Raw genomic sequence first — 19999 nt, forward strand, 5'->3', positions numbered from 1 at the left:
CGAACGGTCGTGCAGGGCAGGAGGGACTCGAACCCCCAACCGCCGGTTTTGGAGACCGGTGCTCTGCCAATTGAGCCACTGCCCTATGCGGAAACCGCGATCCCACCATAGCCGGTCCGTGCCGTGCGCGCACACTGCCGGTGCGTAACACCTGGGCCACGGACGGCCGACTCGTGAGAGTTTACGGGTTCCCCCGCGCGCGGCCAAACCGATTACCCGCCGCCCGGTCCCGGCCCACCCCGCCACGGGCGCGGCCTCGCATGACACCATGGACGGCATGACCAACCGACCCCGTGTCTCTGCACGCATCAGCGCCATCTCCGAGTCCGCCACCCTCGCCGTGGACGCCAAGGCCAAGGCCATGAAGGCGGAGGGCCGTCCCGTCATCGGCTTCGGCGCGGGGGAACCGGACTTCCCGACTCCGGACTACATCGTGGAGGCGGCCGTCGCCGCCGCCCGCGAGCCGAAGTACCACCGCTACACCCCGGCCGGCGGCCTGCCCGAGCTGAAGAAGGCCATCGCCGAGAAGACCGCCCGCGACTCCGGCTACCAGGTGGAGCCCGCCCAGGTCCTGGTGACCAACGGCGGCAAGCAGGCCATCTACGAGGCGTTCGCCGCCCTGCTCGACCCGGGCGACGAGGTCATCGTCATCGCCCCGTACTGGACCACCTACCCCGAGTCCATCAAGCTGGCGGGCGGCGTGCCGGTCTACGTGGTCACCGACGAGACCACCGGCTACCTGGCGAGCGTCGAGCAGCTGGAGGCGGCGCGCACCGAGCGCACCAAGGTCCTGCTGTTCGTGTCCCCCTCCAACCCGACCGGCGCCGTCTACCCGCGCGAGCAGGTGCGCGCCATCGGGCAGTGGGCGAACGGGCACGGCCTGTGGGTGCTCACCGACGAGATCTACGAGCACCTGGTCTACGGGGACGCCGAGTTCTCCTCGCTGCCCGTCGAGGTGCCCGAGATCGCCGACCGCACCGTCATCGTCAACGGCGTCGCCAAGACGTACGCGATGACCGGCTGGCGCGTGGGGTGGGTCATCGGCCCCAAGGACGTCGTCAAGGCCGCGGGCAACCTCCAGTCGCACGCCACCTCCAACGTCGCCAACGTGTCCCAGGCCGCCGCGATCGCCGCCGTCTCGGGCGACCTGGCCGCCGTCGAGGAGATGAAGAAGGCGTTCGACCGCCGCCGCCGGACCATCGTGCGGATGCTCAACGAGATCGACGGCGTGTTCTGCCCGGAGCCGCAGGGCGCGTTCTACGCCTACCCGTCGGTCAAGGGCGTGCTGGGCAAGGAGATCCGCGGCCGCCGTCCGCAGACCTCCGCCGAGCTGGCCGAGCTGATCCTGGACGAGGCCGAGGTCGCGGTGGTCCCGGGCGAGGCCTTCGGCACCCCGGGTTACCTGCGCCTGTCCTACGCGCTGGGCGACGAGGACCTGGCCGAGGGCGTCAGCCGCATCCAGAAGCTGCTGGCCGAGGCCCGGTAGCCGCGCGCACACCGCCGTACGGGCCCGTCCGGAGCGTTCCGGGCGGGCCCGCGGCATGTGCAGCGCATCACCGGGGAAGTGGACGGCTCCGGCACCACGGGCGGCCCGGATACGGCAGGCTTGGTTCATGGAGACACCCATCACCGGCCGCCGCTTGGACCGGCTGCCCAAGGCCCATCTGCACCTCCACTTCACCGGGTCGATGAGGCACTCCACACTGGTGGAGCTCGCCGAGAAGCGGGGCGTGCACCTGCCCCAGGCCCTGGTGACCGAGTGGCCGCCCAGGCTGCGCGCCACCGACGAGCGCGGCTGGTTCCGGTTCCAGCGCCTCTACGACATCGCGCGCTCGGTGCTGCGCGAGCCCGACGACATGTACCGGCTGCTGCGCGAGGCGGCCGAGGACGAGCGGGAGGCCGGCTCGGGCTGGCTGGAGATCCAGGTGGACCCCAGCGGGTACGCGGCGCTCTTCGACGGGCTGACCGCCACCCTGGAGCTGGTGCTGGACGCCGCCCGGGCCGCCGAGCGCGACACCGGGGTGGGGGTCGGCGTCATGGTGGCGGCCAACCGCACGCGGCACCCGCTGGACGCCCGCGCGCTGGCCCGGCTGGCCCGCCAGTACGCGGGCCGCGGCGTGGTGGCGTTCGGGCTCAACAACGACGAGCGGCGCGGGCGGGCCCGGGAGTTCGAGGCGGCGTTCCGGATCGCGCGCCGGGCCGGGCTGCTGTCGGCCCCGCACGGCGGCGAGCTCCAGGGGCCGCTGAGCATCCGGGAGTGCCTGGACGAGCTGGAGGCCGACCGGGTGGGGCACGGGGTGCGGGCGATCGAGGACCCGTACCTGGTGGAGCGGATCGCCACCCAGGGGGTGACGCTGGAGATCTGCCCGACCTCCAACGTGGGCCTGGGGGTGTTCAACGAGCTGGAGCACGTGCCGCTGCGGCGGCTGTTCGACGCCGGGGTGCCGATCGCGCTGGGGACCGACGACCCGCTGCTGTTCGGTCCGCGCCTGGTGGAGCAGTACCGGATCGCCCGCGAGGTGTTCGGGTTCACCGACCCGGAGCTGGCCGAGCTGGCGCGGATGTCGATCCGGGGCTCGGGGGCGCCCGACTCCCTCAAGAAGGAGATGCTGTCCGGGGTCGAGTCCTGGCTGGCGGACGACCCCGGACAGCGGGACTGACCGCCGGGTCAGGCCAGGAGCATGAGGACGCCCTGGCCGACCATGACCGCGCCCGCGACGAAGAACAGGGACGCGGCGCCGATCCGGACGGCCCGCTCCGGGAGCTTCCTGCCCAGGACGGCGCCGAGGACGATGGCGATGGCGTCGGCGGCGACCATGCCGACGGTGGAGCCGATCCACACCGGCAGCCAGTCGTACTGCGTGCCCACCGCGATGGTGGTGAGCATGGTCTTGTCGCCCAGCTCCGCGATGAAGAACACCGTGAAGACCGTGACGAACGCGGACTTGATGCGCCGGGAGGCGGCACGCTCCTCGTCCTTGGCGGACATCTCGTCGCCGCGCAGCGTCCAGGCGCCGAAGATCAGGAACGCGATGCCCGCGACCAGGGTGATCCAGTCGGTGGGCAGGGACGCGCCCAGCACCTCGGCGATGAACACGCTCGCGATGTGCACGACGGCGGTCGCGGCGGTGATGCCGAGGATGACCGTGAGCGCGCGGTAGCGGGTCGCCAGTGACATGGCGACGAGCTGGGTCTTGTCGCCCATTTCGGCGATGAAAACGGCCAGGGCGCTGAATCCGAGGCCCGCGAGAAATGCCGTCATATGTCCTCTCCCTCGTGGCGGTCTGGGCGGAAGGGAGCGGATACGCCCCTTCGACCCGGTCGTGGTGATGGCCGGGTCGAAGGTCTCGTCCGCCCTGATGACCGCCCCTCCGGCGGGGAGGGAGGCATGCCGGGGCCCGCGTGACCGGGACCACAGGGGGTCCAGTATGTCGACCACGCGATCGGGGACTACTCCCCTTCGACGTGTCCGACCCTAGGACAGAATGGACGGGATTCGCAATTCATGGATCTGGCGAATTCACCGCGGAGGCGGGTCGAATAACGGTGTTCGGCCCGCCTCACTTTTTTATTCGATTCGGGTGCGCCTTTTCTTCGGCGGTGCTTCCGGCCGCCGGGCCGCCGGTGGCCTCACTGGACCAGCGCGGTGTGCGAGTGGCTCCCGCCCGGGTAGAGGAGGGTGGCGGTCGGGTAGGGGAAGGTCCCGCCCGGGAAGCGCGGGCAGACGTAGATCTGGAGGTTGTCGTTGTCGCCGATCTGGGCCCCGACCGGGTTCCCCCACCAGGGGCCGCGCGCCGTGAGGAGGTCCCGGTCCTCGTGCGGGACCCAGCCCGTGCGCTCGGAGTCCCACTCCTGCGAGGCGACGGTCAGCAGCGGGACCACCGTGTCGCCGCAGTAGGGGCAGAACCGGACGACGGGGTCGGTGCGGCCCCACGGGGGCCAGCCGCCGAACTTCCAGCCGGGGGCCCGGGACAGCTCGTTGATGTAGAACCTCTGGGGCTCGTCCTCGTAGGACGCGTCCACCGGGGCTCCGGCCGCCCGCCAGGCGTCCGGGTCCTCCAGTCGCCGCTGGAGCTCAGCGTCGAGGTCGAGGTGGTCCGGGTACTCGGTGACGGCCTCCGGTGAGAGCACGCAGGGCCGCGGGACGTAGGGGTCGTAGTCCTCGTCCTCCTCCGGCCCGGGCTGCTCGGTGCGGACGTCGGTGACGTCGGCGGAGGCGCGCCAGAACACCTCGGTCGAGGGCTTGTAGTCATCGATGTGCTCCCGGGGGCACCACAGCACCTGGAGCAGGTCGGCCCGGCCGAACCCCGCCATCAGGGGCACGTCGCGCGCGTACAGCTGGACGAGGGGGAGCATCGGGGCGGGCGGGCCCTCGTGCCAGCGATCGCAGAGCGGCCACGGATGGCGGGCGGGCCACAGCAGCGGCCCGCCGACCGAGCTGTCGTGGGGCGTCGGGGACCCGGGGCGGGGGTGCAGCCGGACCGCCGGACGCGCCAGCGGCCCCAGTTCGGGGAAGACCGCCGCGACGTCGAGCGGCCGCGGCGGGGTGGTACGGGTGGTGTGCATGGTGCCGATGATCGCAGCGCCCTGCGACCGTTCGCCCGGCCCCTCCCCGGTCTCCTAGAGGGAGACGCCGACCATCACGGGCTCGTTCACCAGGCGCACGCCGAAGGCCGCCTCCACCCCGGCGCGGACCTCGCGGGCCAGGTCCAGGAGGTCGGCGGTGGTGGCCCCGCCCCGGTTGGTCAGGGCCAGGGTGTGCTTGCCGGACAGCCGGGCCGGGCCGGAGCCGTAGCCCTTGCCGAAGCCGGCGCGGTCGATGAGCCAGGCCGCGGACAGCTTGACGCGGCCGTCGGCGTCGGGGTGGGCGGGCACCGGGACGTCCGGGCCCAGACGCTCGGCGGCGCGCTCGCGGACCGCGGCGAACTCCTCGGCGGTGACGACCGGGTTGGTGAAGAACGACCCGGCGCTGCGGGTGTCGGGGTCCGCGGGGTCCAGGACCATGCCCTTGCCGCGGCGCAGGCCCAGGACGGTCTCGCGGGCGCTCTCCATGGGGACCCGCTCCCCCGCCTCGACCCCCAGGGTGCGCGCGACCTCGGCGTAGGCGACGGGGCGGCTGAGCTTGCCGCGGTGCAGGGCGAAGACGACCTCGCACACCACGTACCGGTCGTCGCCCTTGAAGACGCTGTCGCGGTAGGTGAACCCGCACTCGGCGGCCGACAGCACCCGGCGCACGCCCTCGCGCCGGTCGTACACCAGCACCTCCCGGACGGTCTGGGAGACGTCCTGGCCGTAGGCGCCGACGTTCTGGATGGGGGTGGAGCCGACCCGGCCGGGGATGCCGGAGAGGAACTCCAGGCCGTTGAGGCCCTCGGCGACGACCCGCTCCACCAGCGGGTCCCACTCCACTCCGGCCTCGGCGCGCAGCAGCACCACGGGCTCGCCGGTGGCCGGGTCGGTCGTGCCGTCCTCCTCCAGGGACACGCCCTGGGAGGCGACGTGGACCACGGTGCCGGGGAACCCCGTGTCGGCGACCACCAGGTTGCTGCCGCCGCCCAGGACCAGCACCGGCTCGCCGGCGGCGTCGGCCGCGGAGACGGCCGCGACGAGGTCGTCGGTGGACTCGACCCGCCGGTAGGACCGGGCGGGGCCGCCCAGCCCGAGGGTGGTGTGGTCGGCGAGGCGGACGGCGGACGGCTCGGTGTGTGCGGACACGGGGTGTTCCTCCTGCTGCTGCGGCCTCAGGCCAGGCGGACGACGGCGGTGGAGCGGGCCAGGACCTTGGCACCGCCGGAGCGGGCGCTCAGGGCCACGGTGACCGTGCCGTCGTCGTGCTTCTTCTTGACGGTGCCGCCGACGGAGATCTCGGCGCCCTCGTCGTCGTCGGGGACCACGATGGGCGCGGAGAAGCGCACCGAGTAGTCGACGACGGAGCCGGGGTCGCCGGTCCAGTCGGTGATGAGGCGGGCGGCCTGGGCCATGGTGAACATGCCGTGCGCGATCACGTCGGGCAGGCCGACGGACTTGGCGAAGCGCTCGTTCCAGTGGATGGGGTTGAAGTCGCCCGACGCCCCGGCGTAGCGGACCAGGTCCAGGCGGCGGACGGTGAAGGTCCGCTCGGGGATCTCGGTGCCGACCTCGACGTCGGCGTGGCGCAGCTTGCTCACTGTCGCGTTCCTCGGATTGTGGGGGCCGGTGGTCTACTCGCCGCGGACGACGAGCATCATGCCCGCCGTGACGACGTGGTCGCCGGAGGCGTCGGTGGCGACGGTCTCCAGGGTGAGCAGCTCGTTGCCGCCCAGTGCCTTGACGTCGGTGATGCGTGTGACGGTGTCGAGGACGTCGCCCGCGACCACCGGGCGGCTGTAGCGGAAGCCCTGGTCGCCGTGGACGACGCGGGAGAAGTCGACGCCCAGCCCGGGGTCGGCGATGGCCTGGGCGGAGCCCGCCATGCCGAGGATGACGGGGAAGGTGGGGGGTGCCACCACGTCGGCGTATCCGGCGGCCTCGGCCGCGGCCGGGTCGGTGTAGACGGGGGCGGTGTCGCCCACGGCCTCGGCGAACTCGCGGATCTTGACGCGGGTGACCTCGTAGGCCTCCGGAGCCCGGTACTCCCGGCCCACGTAGTCGGGGTTGATCGCCACGCTCTGCCTCTCCTGAAAGGTGCCCTGGGACGCAAACGGCCCGGTGAGCGATTCGCTCACCGGGCTCGAAGTCTATGAGAAGCCGTGCTCCTCACGCGCGGTTCGATCGACCGCAACGGCTCACGCGGACCTAGCGGGTCTCGCGGTGCTCGTTGTGCTTGCGGCAGTTCGGGCAGAACTTCTTGATCGTGAGCCGGTCGGGGGTGTTCCGACGGTTCTTGCGCGTGATGTAGTTACGGTGATTGCACTCCTGGCAGGCCAGGGTGATCTTCGGCCTCACGTCGGTGGCAGCCACGTCGGAGTGCCTTTCTCGTGGAAGACGGACTTGGTGTTGCAGTGCACCGAGGGTGAACACTGCGAAGTCCCCGCCTCGACCCCTGGTGCACACTGTGTGGTGTCCAAGGGTCGGCGAGGTGGTAGCGGAGGCCGGACTTGAACCGACGACACAGCGATTATGAGCCGCTTGCTCTACCGACTGAGCTACTCCGCCCCGATCGGAGGGGAGGTTTCCGTGGTGTTCGGAACCGCCCCGGTCGGCCGGCGGAGATCCACCGGCCACCCACCTGAGTGGACCGGACCTCATCAAGTGGTGGAGCCCCTTTACGGAATCGAACCGTAGACCTTCTCCTTACCATGGAGACGCTCTGCCGACTGAGCTAAAGGGGCGCGCTGCCCGGGTTCCCGCTCCGTCGTTCCGGCCTTTCGGCCCGGCCCTCCGGGGCGTTCCCCCTTGCGCTGGTCATGACTATACATGGGTTGGGGGGTGCTCTGCCAAATCGAATGCGGCCCGCCCCGGAGCGGTCCGCCCGACCCCCGTCCGGAGGCCGCGAAACCCCTGTACGGCAGGGGTTCCCCGGGGTCCGGGAGGCGCGCGCCGACCGTCCGGGAGGACCCCGGATGTGACGCGCGCCGCGCGCTCAGTACCGGTCGGAGCCGTCGGAGACCCACACGTTGGACATGGCGTCCCGGTTGATGGTGCGGATGGTGGCGGGCAGCCCCAGCCGGCGCAGGGCGTCGGGCAGCCGGGTGTCGTGCGTGAACACCACCAGCTGGCGGTGGCGGCCCACCTCCGCCAGGACGGCGGACAGCCCCTCCACGGTCTCGGTGTCCATCGCCTGGACCGGGTCGTCCAGCACCAGGAACCCGAACGGGTTGCCGTCGACCAGGGTGCGCGGCAGGCAGATGGACAGCGCCAGGGCCTGGAACTCGCCCTGGCTGAGCAGCCCCGGGGCGCTGGTCTGGTCCCCGACGCCGTCGACCGTGACGTCCACCTCGACCCGGCGGCGGGCGCCGCGCCCGATCAGGCGCATGCCCCGCAGGTCGATGTGGCGTTCCTGGCGGAGCCGGAACCACACCTGTTCGGCCTGGCCCGCCACCGGGCCCAGGCGCTCCTCGCGCAGCAGGCGGGCCTGCTCCGCCAGCCAGGTGAGCGCCGCCTCGGCCTCGGCCAGGGTGTCGCGGGCGCCCAGCGCCTCCTTGGCGTCGTCGAGCCAGGCGCCCAGCCGCTCGGCCTCCTCCGCCCAGCCGCCGGTGGGGTCCTCCAGGCGTTCGGAGGCCTCCCGGCGGGCGCTGACGGCGGCGGCGCGCAGGCTCTTGCCGACGGTCTCGATGTGGTCGGCCAGTTCGCCCAGGTCGGTGATGGTGGCGCCCGACTCCCACAGGGACCACACGCGTCCCAGCTCGCTGTCGGGCGGCAGCCAGGAGGGGGCCGGGGCCATGAGGAACCGGGCCTGGTCGCGGGCGGCTTCGGCGCGCTCGTGGGCGGCCGCGGCCGGGGCCGCCTGCTGGCGCAGGACGCGCAGCCGGGCCTGGGCCCGGCGGACCCAGTCCGAGCCCAGCGCGCCGGGGGTGTCGCAGGTGGGGCAGGTCGTCTCCCCCGGGTGGCGCTGGTGGTGCTCGATGGCCTCCTCCAGCAGGCGCACCACCCCGTAGGCGTGGTCGTTCTTGTTGCCGGCCGCCATGGCCAGCTCCATCGAGGCGCCGCGCAGCTCGTTGACGACGTCGGTCATCACCACGCGCTCGGGCACCGACAGGCGGCGCAGGCGGCGCATCACCACGTGCAGGCCGGGGTCGCTGGGACCGTCGTCCTCGGCCAGGCGGCGCAGGGCGTCCAGGTCCAGGCCGGGGCCGGTGAGGAGTTCCGCGGCCCGGGCCGCGCGCGGGTCGTCGCAGGCGTGCAGGGCCTCCAGCAGCCGGGGCAGCTCCCGGGAGGGGCGGTCGCGGCGCTTGGCCAGGGAGTCGCAGAAGCGCGCCAGGCGGCGCTCGGCCTCCGCCAGGCCGGTGAGGCCCAGCAGGGCCGTGAGGGTGTCGTACAGCTCCGCGGAGCGCCCGGAGACGGTGCGGCCCAGCTCGTCGTAGGACAGGAACGGCCGGTAGCGGACCAGGTCCTCGCCCCAGTCGAGGGCCCGCAGCGGCGCGGAGGTGCCGTCCGGGCGGATGATCTCGCCGCGGGCGGAGCGGACGCTGTCCCCGGTCCAGCGGCGGGTGATCCGCGTGGGCGCGTCGTCGCCGGCGATGAGGATGTCGACGGTCGCCTCGGTGCTCTCGTCGTAGTGCAGGTTGCGCCAGCCGTCGCGCCAGCCGGTGGGCATGGCGTCCCAGCGGGGGTTGCGGCCGGTGAGCGCGGCCTCGGCGGACTCGGCGAAGCTGGACTTGCCCGAGCCGTTGCGGCCGACGATGACGGTCAGGCCCGGCCCCGGGGGGAAGGCCAGCTCGGCCGGGCGGCCGATGCCGCGGAAGCCCTGGACGCGGATGCGGGTGAGGTAGGCCCGGCGGACCCGGTCCGGCGTCCGCGGGGCCGGTGACCGCGGCGGGGGCTCGGGCACCGCGTGCCCCTGGGCGCGGGCCTGGAGCGCCTCCTCGCCCCACAGGGCGGCGGTGACCCAGGAGTGGACCCCGCGGGGCAGCCCCGACCGTGCCAGTGCGTCCATGAGGACCGCGGCGGTGGGGTCGTCACCGGTGGCGGCCTCGGCGCGGTCGCCGGTCTCGATCCCCTCGGGCACCCGGGTCATTGTCGTACCCCATCTGTCGTCGTTCCTGCACAAGCAGACTAGGACAGCCCGCACGAGAACCGCCCGTAAAGGTCGGTACCCGGTGGTCGGAGCACCGCCCGGGGGCGTCCCCGGGCGGTGCCGCGGCCGCGGGCCGTCCGGTGGGGACGGCGGCGGGCGACGGGCGGGCCGGGGCGGAGCGGGGGTCCGGGGGGAGCACGGCTACACGCCGACCAGGCGGCGCCTGCTGCCGTCCCAGGTGAAGTGCAGGGTGGCGATGCCCGGCACGTTGGGGTCGCGCAGGCATTCGTAGATGTTGAGGCTCGGCACGCTGGCGAAGCAGCCCCAGACGCGTTCGGAGGTGAGGACGAAGTCCAGGTCGAGCTCCACGAGCAGGCCCAGCAGGCGGCCGTGCGTGGGCTCGTCCACCTTGGCGAAGGCGTCGTCGAGGAGGATGAGGCGCGGCGCCCAGGGGGCCCGGGCGGCCAGGGCGTCGAAGTGGGCCGCGGCCGCGGCGAACAGCACGAGGTAGGCGACGACGCGCTGCTCGCCCTGGCTGAGGGCGGTGCGGTGGCCCAGACGGCGCTCGTGGCCCGTGGCGTCGGTCACGTAGACCGTGAACGTGAACCAGGAGCGGTAGTCCAGGGCGGCCCGCAGCTGGGCTCCGCCGGTGGCGGTGGGGTCCAGCCGGCGGATGGCCTCGATGCAGCGGCGCAGGGTGTCGCGCAGGCGGGTGGTCTGAACGCGGGTGCGCTCCTCGGCCGGGGTGGCCAGCAGCGGGACGACGGCCTCGATGTCGGCCCCGGCGTCCGGGGCCAGCCGCCAGTCCAGGCGCACGCCCAGGCCGGCGGAGGTCGTGACGTCCTTGAGGACGTCGTTCATGGTCTCGATGAGGGCGCGGGCCTCGTCGATCTGGCGGGCCAGGTGCTCGGCCAGCTCGCCCAGCAGGTGGCGCTCGAAGGCCTCCTCCTCGGCGATGGCGACGGTCTCCGCGGCCCCGGCGACGGAGGCGGCGATGCGTTCGGCGTAGGCCGTGATGTCGCGGGAGCCGTCCTCGTCGTGGACGGTGAGGCGCTTGAGGCCGCGCGGCTCGGTGAGCTCGGTGCGGGTCTGGGCCCAGCCGACGGAGGTCAGGAGCCGGTGCAGCTCCTCGCGGCTGCCCAGGATGGCGCTGTCGTCGACCTCGGGGACCTCCCCCTGTCCGGCCAGTCCCTCCTCCAGGTCGGCGACGCAGTCCCGCAGCAGGGCCAGGCGGGCGTCCGGGGCGGTGGCCGCGGGGTCGGCGGCGGTGCCCGGGCGGGCGGCCAGGAGGGCGGCCAGCGGGGAGTCCGCGGCGGCGCGGGCGGCCAGGCCCGCCGCGCCCAGCAGGACGGTGTCCGGGAGGTCGGGGGCGTCGCCCTCGCCCGGCAGGGACAGGGCCGCGGTGAGGCGGTCGCCCGCGGCCAGGGCGCGGCGGACCTGCTCCGCGCGTTCGGCGGTGGCGGCGTCCAGGCGGGCCTCGGCGCCGACCCTCTCGTCGCGGGCGCGCTGGGCGGCCCGCTCCAGCTCGGGCAGGCGGCGGGCGGCGGCCTCGGCGCGGTCGCGGACCTGGGCGCGGGCGGCGTCGAGCTGCTCGTCGGGGACGCCGCGGGCGCGGTCGCCGAGCTCGATCTGGCGGCGCACCGTGATCATGTCGTCGATGGCGGCGGCGCGCACGTCCTCGGCCAGGACCCGGTCGGCGCGGGCGCTCCGCCAGGCGTCGATGTGGCGCTCGTGGTCGGCCAGGGTCCAGGCCAGGACCTCCAGGTCGCGCAGCTCCGAGGCGATGAGGACGCGCAGGTGGTCCAGGGCGCGCAGGGAGCTGTCGAGGTCGGCGCGGACGGTGGAGAGGCCGTGCTCGTCCGCGGCGCCGCGCAGCCGGGCGCGGATGCCGAGGAGCTCGGTGCGGGCGGCGTCGGCCGCCCCCGCGGCGGTGTCGTGGGCGCGGCGGGCCGCGGCCGTGTCGGCGCGGGCGATGTCCAGGGCGGCCCAGGCGCGGATGAGCGGGGCCGGGTCGGGCAGGTCGCGGGCGACCTCCAGGAGCTCGGCGTAGGAGTTCTCCAGCCCCCAGCGCCGCTCCCCCGCCTCGGCGAGCAGGGCCTCGGCGATGGCGATGCGGCGGTCGGCGTTGGCGGACTGGCGGTCGCGCGCGCGTTTGCGGGCGGCCTCGCCGATGTACTCGGGCTCGCTCTTGAAGTGGGCGCCGGAGGCGACGCCGAGCCGCCAGGAGCCGGACGTGGACATGGCGCTGACGGTGGCGACCGAGTCGTCGCGGCGGTGCTTGGCCTCGCCGCCCTCCGGGGAGCCCGGGGCGGCGCCGGGTTCGGGGATCAGGGCGATGGAGGCGAGCAGGGCGCGCAGGGACTCGTGGCCCACGCCCCGGTCCGGGACGGCCACCGGGACGAGGGCGTCCAGGAGGGTGCGGCCCTTGGCCGGGCGGGCCGGGGTGAGCATGAGGTCCCGGGTGGCCGGGTCGTAGAGGCCGCCGTCGGCGCGGATCCACCCGGTGAGCAGGCCGGAGGCCTCCAGGGCGGCCTCCAGACCCGCCTGCTCGCGGGTGGAGAGGCCGTCGGCGAAGTCGACGGCGAGGTAGAGGGGGACGCCCTCGGAGTCCGGGCGGGGGTAGGTGGCCCAGGCCGGCCGGCCCGGGGCGTGCTCGGTGCCGCGGGCGCGGCGGTCCGCGAGCTCGGCGAGCTCGTCGGAGAGCCGGCCCTCCTCGCCGACGGCGACGTCGCGGCGGGCCCGCAGCTCCTCCAGCAGGGGGTCGACGGCGGCGTGGGCCAGGCGGGAGACGGTGGCCGGGACGGAGGCGTCCAGGACGCGCAGGGAGTCGGTGATCGGCAGCTCGACGCTGCCCTCCAGCCGGTGGACCGCCTCGCCCAGCGCGTGGGCGTGGCTGGAGTCGCGCAGGCGCGCCGCCCAGGCGCGGACGCCGTCGGCGTAGTCGGCGCTGCGGGCGCGCAGGTCGGCGATGGCGTCCTGTTCGCGGGTGTGGGCGTGCTCCAGGACGGCGTCGGCGCTCTCGGCCTCGCTGGTGAGGGCGACCAGGCGGCGGTCCGCGGCGGCCTCCGCGGTGGTGAGGCCGGTGAGCCGGGCGGCCTGGTCGGCGCGGTCGGTGGCGCGGTCGGCGGCGTCGCTGAGGCGGTCGTGCAGACGGCCCAGGTGCTCGCGCAGGGCGTCGAGGTCGAGGCCCTCGACCGGTTCGCGTTCGACCGCCTGCTCCAGGCCCTGGAGGTCCACGCGGGTGGTGCTCTCGCGGGGGGTGTGGACGGTGGCGGTGGTGTCGGGGACGGCGCCCAGGAGCTCGGCGTCCAGGCCGGCGGCGGTGGCGGCGCGGACCGCCTCGGCGTGGGTCTGGCGCAGGGAGTCCAGGGCGCGGCCGATGGCGTCGGTGTCCTCGCCCAGCAGGTCGATGGTGGTGCGTTCGACCCGTTCGGCGTGCTCGGCGGCGACCCAGGAGGCCTCGGCGGCGCGGATGTAGGCGCCGACCGCCGCGTCCAGGGCGCGGCGCTCGCCGGCGGTGGCCGCCTCGGCGGCCCCGCGGGCGCCGTCGAGGGTGCCCTCGTCGGCCGCGGCGGTGTCGCGGGTGCGGCGGACCTGGTCGCGTTCTTCCGCGATGCGGCTCTCGGCGGTGATGAGGTCGTCGAGCTCGGCGCGCAGCCGGTCGGTCTCGGCGGTGCGCTCGGCGCAGGCGTCGAGCTGCTCGCGGACCTCGGCGACGCGGGCGCGCAGGGAGCCGACCAGGTAGGCGCGGTAGTCGTCCAGGAAGGCGGAGACGCCGTCGCCCGCGGCGGTGAGGGCGTCCTTGTCGGCGCGGGCCTGCTCCAGGTCGGCGATGTTGCGGGCGACCTCGTCCAGGACGGACTCGTCCATGGGCGGCAGCGCCTCGGAGAGGACGCCGACCAGCTCGCCCGCCTCCAGGCGGTCGCCGATGGTGGGGCGGCGCAGCCGGTAGAGCAGGTGGATGAGGTTGCGGTAGCGGACGGAGTCGTCGATGCCGAAGAGGTCGCGCATCACCCGGGCGCGGTAGGGGACGGCCGAGGTGTAGCAGTTGTCGGCGCCGATCTCCGAGCGCAGGCGGTCGACCGGCTTGGGCCGGCCGTCGACGACGAGGTCGAGGTCGTGGCCGACGCGGCGTTCGGTGACGAAGAACACGCAGCGGGGGTCGGCGTTCCCGACCGCCATGACCGCCGCGCCCAGGGTGAGGTGGCGGGGCTCGGGGGCGTCCTCGTCCGCGTCCGGGCCGCCGGCCGCGGCGGCCAGCAGGGCGGAGGCGGTGGCGGCGCCGCGGGCGGCGCCGTCCAGGCCGCGGTCGCCGCGGGCGGTGGTGAACTCCACCCACAGGTAGCCCAGGCGGATCGCGGGGGCGCCGTCGGCGCCGTCCTCCGGCTCGCCGGGGGCCTCCTCCTCGGGTTCCTCCGGGCCGCCGAGCAGGTCCGGCCCGGTGTCCTCGGGGTCGGGCAGGCGTCCGGCGCGCGGGTCCTCGGCCATGAGCCAGCGCAGGCTGGTGCGGTTGGTGCCGGTGGTGTCCAGGCGGCGGGTGTCGCCGTCCAGCAGGAACGGCAGGAGCATCTCCAGCGCCTTGGACTTGCCCGCGCCGTTGCGGCCGCGCAGCAGCAGGCGGCCCTCGGCGAATTCGAGGACGTGGTCGTCGTACTGCCAGACGTTGCGGATGCCCGCGCGTTCGAGTCGGTAGCGGGGGGTGGCGGCGGGATCAGCCGTCGCCGTCGTCTCCTGGGTCACCACTGGTCGCGCTCACCTTCTCGTTCGCCACCGCTTGCAGCACGGACGCCACCCGATCGAGGTCTCTCCGGGGGTCGGGGGAGTCTTCTTCCTGACCGGAACCGCTCGTTCGGGCGGATTGTGTCCGGCTGTCATGGTCATTGTCCTGGATTCGGGGGACGCGCTCGTCCGTTTCGGACCCGTAGCGGGCGGCCGCCGCGGCGAGGCTCCAGGCCCCGGGCGCGCCGCGGAGCAGGCCCAGCCCGGTCAGCAGGTCCAGCACCAGGGCGCGCATCCGGTCGGGGTCGGGGACCTCGGGTCCCGCGGTGCGGGACCACTCGGCGCGTTCGGGGGCGTCCGCGCCGCAGAACACCGCCAGGGCGGCGTCCAGCTCCCGGTCCGGGACGGCGACGGAGGTGACGGGGCGGCCGGGGTGCAGGCGGCCGGAGAGGTGGCGGACGAGGGCGAGCGCCGCCTGGCCGACGGGGTCGTCGGAGGGGAAGCCGTCGGCCTCGTCCGGCAGGACGAGGGCGACGCCCTCGGCGCGGACCTCCACGTCGCAGCCCAGCAGGTTGCCCAGGGCCGCGGCGGCCCGCCACTGGTGGGCGGCGAGCCGGTCGCGCTGCCGGCCGGGGAGGTCCTCGCGCAGGACGACGGCGGTCTCGGCCAGGAGGCGGCGCAGGGCGATCTCGCCCTGGTTGTCGCCGTCGGGGTCGACGACGGACGCGGCGGCGAGGAAGGAGTCGGGGTCGTCGGCGGCCCTGGGCGGGTGCGCGACGACCGCGCGGACGACGCGGGTGTGCGGGACCAGCCGGACGTCGGCCAGGGCATCGGCGCGGTGGTCGGCGATGCGGCCCTCCGCCTCGGTGAGGGCGCCCAGGCCGGCCAGGAACTCCAGGGCCGCGCAGAAGGCGCGGCGCTCGCCCAGGCCGCGGGCGGGGTCGGCGTCGACGCCCGCCTCGTAGGCGGCCTCGCGGACCCGGCCGGCGAGCTCCCGGACGCCGATGGGGCCGGTGTCCTCGACCAGCACCGCCAGCGTCAGAGCCAGGTAGGTGTGGGTGCGCGGGGTGAAGGGCGCGCCGGTGGGCCGCGTCAGCGGCGCGGGCGCGCCGGGTCCGCGCTTGACGAGCCGGGCGTGGTCGTCGGCGACGGTCAGGCGGTACCCCAGGACGCGGTGGAAGCGCTGGATGAGCCATTCGGCGTGCGAGCGGACGAGGGAGAGCTCCGCGGGGTGGGTGCGCTCGGTGAGCAGGGGGCGCGCCATGAGGGCGCGCGCCGCCGCCTGCCGTTCACCGATGAGCGCGGTGTCCTCGCTGTGGATGTCCGACTCCATCACCCCCACGTCCCGGTCCGCGGCCGTTCCCGGCCGGGGCCGGCCGGTCCGGTGCCCCGGTCCTCGTCATCGTCGTTTCGGACCACGGGCAGCGCCCCGGTGGGCGGGTCCACCGCGATCCCCCCGGGCGGGGTCGCCGTCCGCGGCCGCGGGTCCTCCCCGGCGTCGGGGTCTCCGGCGGCGCCCGGGTGGCCGCCGGGCGGTACGGAGGCGTCGGGGTCCGGGCCGGGCCGGGGGCCCTGGACCGCGGGGAAGCCGTGCGGGGGCGTGGGCGCCTCGTCGTCCGGGGCCGCCAGGGGCAGGCCGCCGGGCGGGGTCGGTGTGTCGTCACCCGACGGCGCGGGCGGTGCGGGTGCCCCGGACGGCACGGGCGCCCCGGGGTGCACCGGTGTCACGGGCTGCGCGAACGGCGCAGAAGGCTCGGATGTCACGGGCGGCGCAGGTGATGCGGGGTGCGCAGGCGGCGCAGAAGACGCAGTCGGCTCGGATGGCTCGGGCTGCACGGACGGCGTGGGCGGGTTCGGCGGCCGGGGGGGCGCCGGGGGTTCCAGGAGTCCCGCCGGGATCTCGTGCTGCTCGTACGGGGTCACGCACAGGCGCAGGCCCTCGAGGGTCAGCTCGCCGCCCTCGCCCTGGACGACCACCTCGTACCCGGGCGCGGAGACCACGTGCAGGCGCAGGGCGAACTCCAGGTCGCCCGCCGCGGTGGGGCCGCGGCCCGCGTCGCCGGAGCCGAGCGCCGCGGTGAGGAGCTCCATGAGCACCTCCATGCCCGCCCCGGACAGGTCCAGGCGCGCGCGCGGCCCCGTGGGCCGGGCCAGCAGCGCGCGGACCTGGGCGGCGCCGGCGCGCCGCCAGTGGGCCGACGACTCGGCGGCGTCGCGCAGCCGGGCCTGCTGCGCGCGGTGGTCGCGGACCGGCTCCGGCGGCCGGGTGCCCGGCCGCTCGGTGACGGTGCTGCGGTCGGGTTCGGCCTGCCACCACCCCGTGGTGGCGGCGACGCCCTCGTCGACCCGTCCCCTCAGGTGGCGGGCCGGGTACAGGGCGTAGGCGGCCGCGGCCAGCGCGTCGGCGCGCTCCGGCCCGGCGTCCTCGAACCACGAGGCCAGGCGCAGCAGCGCGGCGCGGCCGTGGCGTGGCGCCGGCCGTTCGCCGCCGCTTCGTTCGTCGTCCGCGCGGTCATCCGCCCACTGGTTGAGTCCCACACCTCAGCAGGGTAGAGACCTCGGGGACGGCGCACGTCGGGTTCTCCCCCTCAGCCCCCTCGAATCACCGCCGGTGACCTGGGATTATGGCTGTTTGAGGAACTTTGGCATCATTCTCGCGGGCACTCCCGCCCGGGTGTTCCCGGTCACTCCTGGGCCGGGTACCCGAGCCGGCCGCCGTCGGCGTCCTCCAGTGCCCGGCGCACCTCGTCGGTCATGTCCTCGTCGTACTCGGTGATCGTGTAGGTGGTGAAGTAGCGGGTCCCCCCGACGTCGACCGGGTCGCCCAGCTCGACCTCCACCTCGTACGGGTCGTTCTGGCACCCCTGCTCCATGCACCAGGTGCCGAGGAGGTCGCCCTCCCCCCGCGCCCGGTCCTGCGACCACTCGTCCCACTCCATCCCGGAGAAGGTCGTGAACTCGGTGGCGACGTACTCGGTCGGCCTGCGGTCGTCGAACCCCTGCTCGTCCCCGTACCGGTTGAGGACGTACGCCCCGGTGCCGTCCGTCGGGGCCTGCGCCGTCGGCTCCTGCGGGGTGGCGCTCGGGGCCGCCCCCTCCTCCGGCTCCTGTGCCCTCTCTCCCCCGCACCCGGCGACCGCCGCCGCGACCGCCGCGGCGGCGACCCACGGTCCGATGCCCCGCATGACCCCTCCTCGTTGCGACGAGGCCCCCCGGCTCGCGCCGGGGGGCCTCTGGATACCGCTCTTTCCCGTCAACGGGGCTCGGGCCCCGCCGTCACCACAGGGTGGTGACTAGTTGTAGCCGTTGCCGCCATCGCGGTCGTGGCTGACGTTGGTGCTCGCCGGGCCGTTGACGCAGTCGCCGGTGGTCTGCGGCGACAGGATCGGCACGTTGGCCCCGACCAGGCCCACCGCCAGCTCGGTGTTGCAGAGCTGGATCGGGACGAGCTGCAGGTTCTGGTTGAACTGCTGGTCGCCACCGTGGGAGGCGGACGCCGGGGACGCGGCGAGGACCGCACCGAGCGCGATGCCTGCGACCGCACCGGCGATCGAGAACTTGCGCAGCATGGCGGTACCCCCTAGTCGATGTTGGTGCTGACCGGGCCGTTGATGCAGTCGCCGGTGGTGTCGGGCGACAGGATCGGCACGTTGACACCGGCGAGCAGGCCGACGGCCAGGTCGGTGTTGCACAGCTGGACCGGGATCGCCTGCAGGTTCTGGTTGTACTGCTGGTCACCGCCGTGGGAGGCGGAGGCCGGGGCGGCGAACAGCGCGGCGCCCAGGGCGATCCCCGCGACGGCGGTCGTCGTGACGAGCTTGCGAAGCATTTCGGGATCTCCTAGTCGATGTTGGTGCTGATCGGGCCGTTGACGCAGTCGCCGGTGGTCTGCGGCGACAGGACCGGGACGTTCACGGCGACCAGGCCGACGGCGGCGCTGGTGTTGCACAGCTGGACCGGAACCGCCTGCAGGTTCTGGTTGTACTGCTGGTCGCCACCGTGGGAGGCCGAGGCCGGGGTGGCGACGAGAACGGCGCCGAGAGCGGCGCCCGCGACGAGGCCGGCAACGCCGAGCTTACGCAGCATTGAATTACCTTTCGAAAAGATTTGAGGCAAGATCGCAGTCGGGCTATTGCCGGAACTAGCTGATGTTGGTGCCGATGGGGCCGTTCACGCAGTCGCCGGTGGTCTGCGGCGACAGGATGGGCACGGTGACGGCGACCAGACCGACGCTGCCGGTCAGGTTGCAGGACTGGATCGGCACCAGCTGGAGGTTCTGGTTGAACTGCTGGTCACCGCCGTGCGAAGCGTGCGCGGGAGCTCCGAGGAGGAGCGCGCCCATCGCGGCACCGGCGACCAGGCCAGCAGCGGCCATCTTCTTGATCATGACTTCCCCCGGAAATCGTCGAGGTGTTGACAGAAAAAGACGCAGGCGCTTCTTGCACCTGTGTCGCGGTGGACTGTGGCAATCATCAACGGCCCCCCGTTTTTTGTCAACGCCGAAACCCCCGGAACGCAATTGTCCATTTTGTCGGGAGAATTCTTTTTGTCGGTCCGGCGAATCCTTTTTTTGGTTCCTTTTCCGACACGCCGCCCCGAGGGCGTTACCCGGCCGTGTCCCGTCCGCTATAGAGCCGCGACCGACCGAATCTCGTTCACCCTGAGTGATGGAACCGTAACGACCGGTTCGTCCGCGTTCCGAAGCCGTTGTGTGATCCGGCTCTCATCCGCGCGTTCGGAGCGGGGGAAGGTCCGGAAACGCGACGGGGCCCCGACACCTGACGGTGTCGGGGCCCCGGTCCCAGTGTGGCAGGTCAAGGATTCGAACCTTGGAAGGCTAAGCCGACGGATTTACAGTCCGCTCCCATTGGCCGCTCGGGCAACCTGCCTGGGCTGCGACTTCGCGGTTCCGCGCGTCGCATGAACGAGAATAGCGGATGTTCCCCCCGAACCTGAAATCGGTTTCTCCGGCGTGCCCCGGTCCGCCCCTCGAGCGCCCCGAACCGGGTCCCCACTAAGCTCTGGGACCATGCCCGCGCCGCCGCCGGCCGGGTTCCGACCGATCGCGCGGGTGCCCCCGGGCGCCCGCCACCATGACAGACCCAGCAACGGGGTGTGAGAACGTGGCCGCCGAATCCAGCTTCGACGTCGTGTCCAAACTCGACCGCCAGGAGGTCGACAACGCCCTGAACCAAACGGGCAAGGAGCTCTCCCAGCGGTTCGACTTCAAGGGCACCGGGACCACCATCTCCTGGCAGGGCGAGGACGGCATCGAGATCCGCAGCACCTCCGAGGAGCGCGCCTCGGCCGCCCTCGAGGTCTTCAAGGAGAAGCTGGTCAAGCGCAAGCTGTCCCTGAAGATCCTCGACGCCGCCGACGAGCCCAAGATCTCCGGCAAGGAGTACCGCCTGCCGATCGGCCTCAAGGAGGGCATCACCTCCGAGGACGCCAAGAAGATCTCGAAGCTGATCCGCGACGAGGGCCCCAAGGGCGTCAAGGCCCAGATCCAGGGGGACGAGCTGCGCGTCAGCTCCAAGAAGAAGGACGACCTCCAGGCCGTCCAGAACCTCATCAAGGAGAAGGACTTCGATCTGGCGCTCCAGTTCGTGAACTACCGCTAGACCG

Annotated in this window: 18 protein-coding genes and 4 tRNA genes; 3 read left to right on the plus strand and 19 right to left on the minus strand. The window is 73.8% G+C overall.

What is annotated here, in order from left to right; genetic code table 11:
* Window positions 1–12: 12 nt before the first annotated feature.
* Window positions 13–85, minus strand: a tRNA-Trp gene (locus tag ABZ249_RS15755).
* 192 nt (window positions 86–277) lie between these two features.
* On the opposite strand from ABZ249_RS15755, the gene ABZ249_RS15760 reads away from it, so the two are divergent.
* On the plus strand, window positions 278–1486 hold the full coding sequence (locus tag ABZ249_RS15760; RefSeq protein ID WP_355262754.1) for a pyridoxal phosphate-dependent aminotransferase: 1209 nt from the start codon (window positions 278–280) through the stop codon (window positions 1484–1486).
* A gap of 127 nt (window positions 1487–1613) precedes the next feature.
* Window positions 1614–2660: an adenosine deaminase gene (locus tag ABZ249_RS15765; protein ID WP_220563415.1), complete on the plus strand. Its 1047-nt coding sequence runs from the start codon at window positions 1614–1616 to the stop codon at window positions 2658–2660.
* 8 nt (window positions 2661–2668) lie between these two features.
* Here the strand turns inward: ABZ249_RS15765 and ABZ249_RS15770 are convergent, their stop codons facing one another.
* The 18 genes from ABZ249_RS15770 to ABZ249_RS15855 form a co-directional block, all read right to left on the minus strand.
* A complete protein-coding gene (locus tag ABZ249_RS15770; RefSeq protein ID WP_355262757.1) occupies window positions 2669–3262 on the minus strand; it encodes a TMEM165/GDT1 family protein in 594 nt (197 codons plus the stop codon).
* Between the two features lie 368 nt (window positions 3263–3630).
* Entirely contained in the window at window positions 3631–4566 is a 936-nt protein-coding gene (locus ABZ249_RS15775; protein WP_355262760.1) for a hypothetical protein, read from the minus strand.
* A 54-nt stretch (window positions 4567–4620) separates the two neighbouring features.
* The gene (locus tag ABZ249_RS15780) at window positions 4621–5715 is read right to left on the minus strand and encodes a UDP-N-acetylmuramate dehydrogenase (protein ID WP_355262763.1); all 1095 of its coding nucleotides are present in this window, start codon (window positions 5713–5715) and stop codon (window positions 4621–4623) included.
* A gap of 26 nt (window positions 5716–5741) precedes the next feature.
* On the minus strand, window positions 5742–6167 hold the full coding sequence (locus ABZ249_RS15785; RefSeq protein WP_355262766.1) for a MaoC family dehydratase: 426 nt from the start codon (window positions 6165–6167) through the stop codon (window positions 5742–5744).
* A gap of 33 nt (window positions 6168–6200) precedes the next feature.
* The gene (locus tag ABZ249_RS15790; RefSeq protein WP_220565356.1) at window positions 6201–6644 is read right to left on the minus strand and encodes a MaoC family dehydratase N-terminal domain-containing protein; all 444 of its coding nucleotides are present in this window, start codon (window positions 6642–6644) and stop codon (window positions 6201–6203) included.
* A gap of 130 nt (window positions 6645–6774) precedes the next feature.
* Window positions 6775–6924, minus strand: a complete 150-nt coding sequence (rpmG, locus tag ABZ249_RS15795) for a 50S ribosomal protein L33 (protein WP_014910184.1) — start codon at window positions 6922–6924, stop codon at window positions 6775–6777.
* Window positions 6925–7058: 134 nt separating this feature from the next.
* A tRNA-Met gene (locus ABZ249_RS15800) sits at window positions 7059–7134 on the minus strand.
* Window positions 7135–7234: 100 nt separating this feature from the next.
* A tRNA-Thr gene (locus tag ABZ249_RS15805) sits at window positions 7235–7310 on the minus strand.
* 251 nt (window positions 7311–7561) lie between these two features.
* Window positions 7562–9574: an AAA family ATPase gene (locus tag ABZ249_RS15810; RefSeq protein WP_355262956.1), complete on the minus strand. Its 2013-nt coding sequence runs from the start codon at window positions 9572–9574 to the stop codon at window positions 7562–7564.
* A 282-nt stretch (window positions 9575–9856) separates the two neighbouring features.
* The gene (locus ABZ249_RS15815) at window positions 9857–14398 is read right to left on the minus strand and encodes a TIGR02680 family protein (RefSeq protein WP_355262769.1); all 4542 of its coding nucleotides are present in this window, start codon (window positions 14396–14398) and stop codon (window positions 9857–9859) included.
* Entirely contained in the window at window positions 14367–15707 is a 1341-nt protein-coding gene (locus ABZ249_RS15820; protein ID WP_355262772.1) for a TIGR02678 family protein, read from the minus strand. The genes ABZ249_RS15815 and ABZ249_RS15820 overlap by 32 nt, the downstream gene beginning before the upstream one ends.
* Window positions 15707–16912, minus strand: coding sequence for a DUF2397 family protein (locus ABZ249_RS15825; RefSeq protein ID WP_355262775.1), 1206 nt, complete (start codon window positions 16910–16912; stop codon window positions 15707–15709). Before ABZ249_RS15825 ends, ABZ249_RS15820 begins: the two co-directional genes overlap by 1 nt.
* 146 nt (window positions 16913–17058) lie before the next feature.
* On the minus strand, window positions 17059–17559 hold the full coding sequence (locus tag ABZ249_RS15830; RefSeq protein WP_355262778.1) for a hypothetical protein: 501 nt from the start codon (window positions 17557–17559) through the stop codon (window positions 17059–17061).
* Between the two features lie 108 nt (window positions 17560–17667).
* Window positions 17668–17943: a hypothetical protein gene (locus ABZ249_RS15835; protein WP_220563425.1), complete on the minus strand. Its 276-nt coding sequence runs from the start codon at window positions 17941–17943 to the stop codon at window positions 17668–17670.
* Between the two features lie 11 nt (window positions 17944–17954).
* The gene (locus ABZ249_RS15840) at window positions 17955–18203 is read right to left on the minus strand and encodes a hypothetical protein (RefSeq protein WP_220563426.1); all 249 of its coding nucleotides are present in this window, start codon (window positions 18201–18203) and stop codon (window positions 17955–17957) included.
* A gap of 11 nt (window positions 18204–18214) precedes the next feature.
* Window positions 18215–18460, minus strand: coding sequence for a hypothetical protein (locus tag ABZ249_RS15845; RefSeq protein WP_355262782.1), 246 nt, complete (start codon window positions 18458–18460; stop codon window positions 18215–18217).
* A gap of 55 nt (window positions 18461–18515) precedes the next feature.
* Window positions 18516–18761, minus strand: a complete 246-nt coding sequence (locus ABZ249_RS15850) for a hypothetical protein (RefSeq protein WP_220563428.1) — start codon at window positions 18759–18761, stop codon at window positions 18516–18518.
* A 420-nt stretch (window positions 18762–19181) separates the two neighbouring features.
* Window positions 19182–19263: transfer RNA gene (locus tag ABZ249_RS15855), tRNA-Tyr, on the minus strand.
* Between the two features lie 234 nt (window positions 19264–19497).
* Here ABZ249_RS15855 and ABZ249_RS15860 point away from each other — a divergent pair.
* Window positions 19498–19995, plus strand: coding sequence for a YajQ family cyclic di-GMP-binding protein (locus ABZ249_RS15860; RefSeq protein ID WP_355262785.1), 498 nt, complete (start codon window positions 19498–19500; stop codon window positions 19993–19995).
* Window positions 19996–19999 lie beyond the last annotated feature (4 nt).

It is taken from the genome of Nocardiopsis sp. NPDC006139, assembly GCF_040614155.1.
In the GTDB taxonomy this organism is placed as follows: Bacteria; Actinomycetota; Actinomycetes; order Streptosporangiales; family Streptosporangiaceae; genus Nocardiopsis; species Nocardiopsis changdeensis.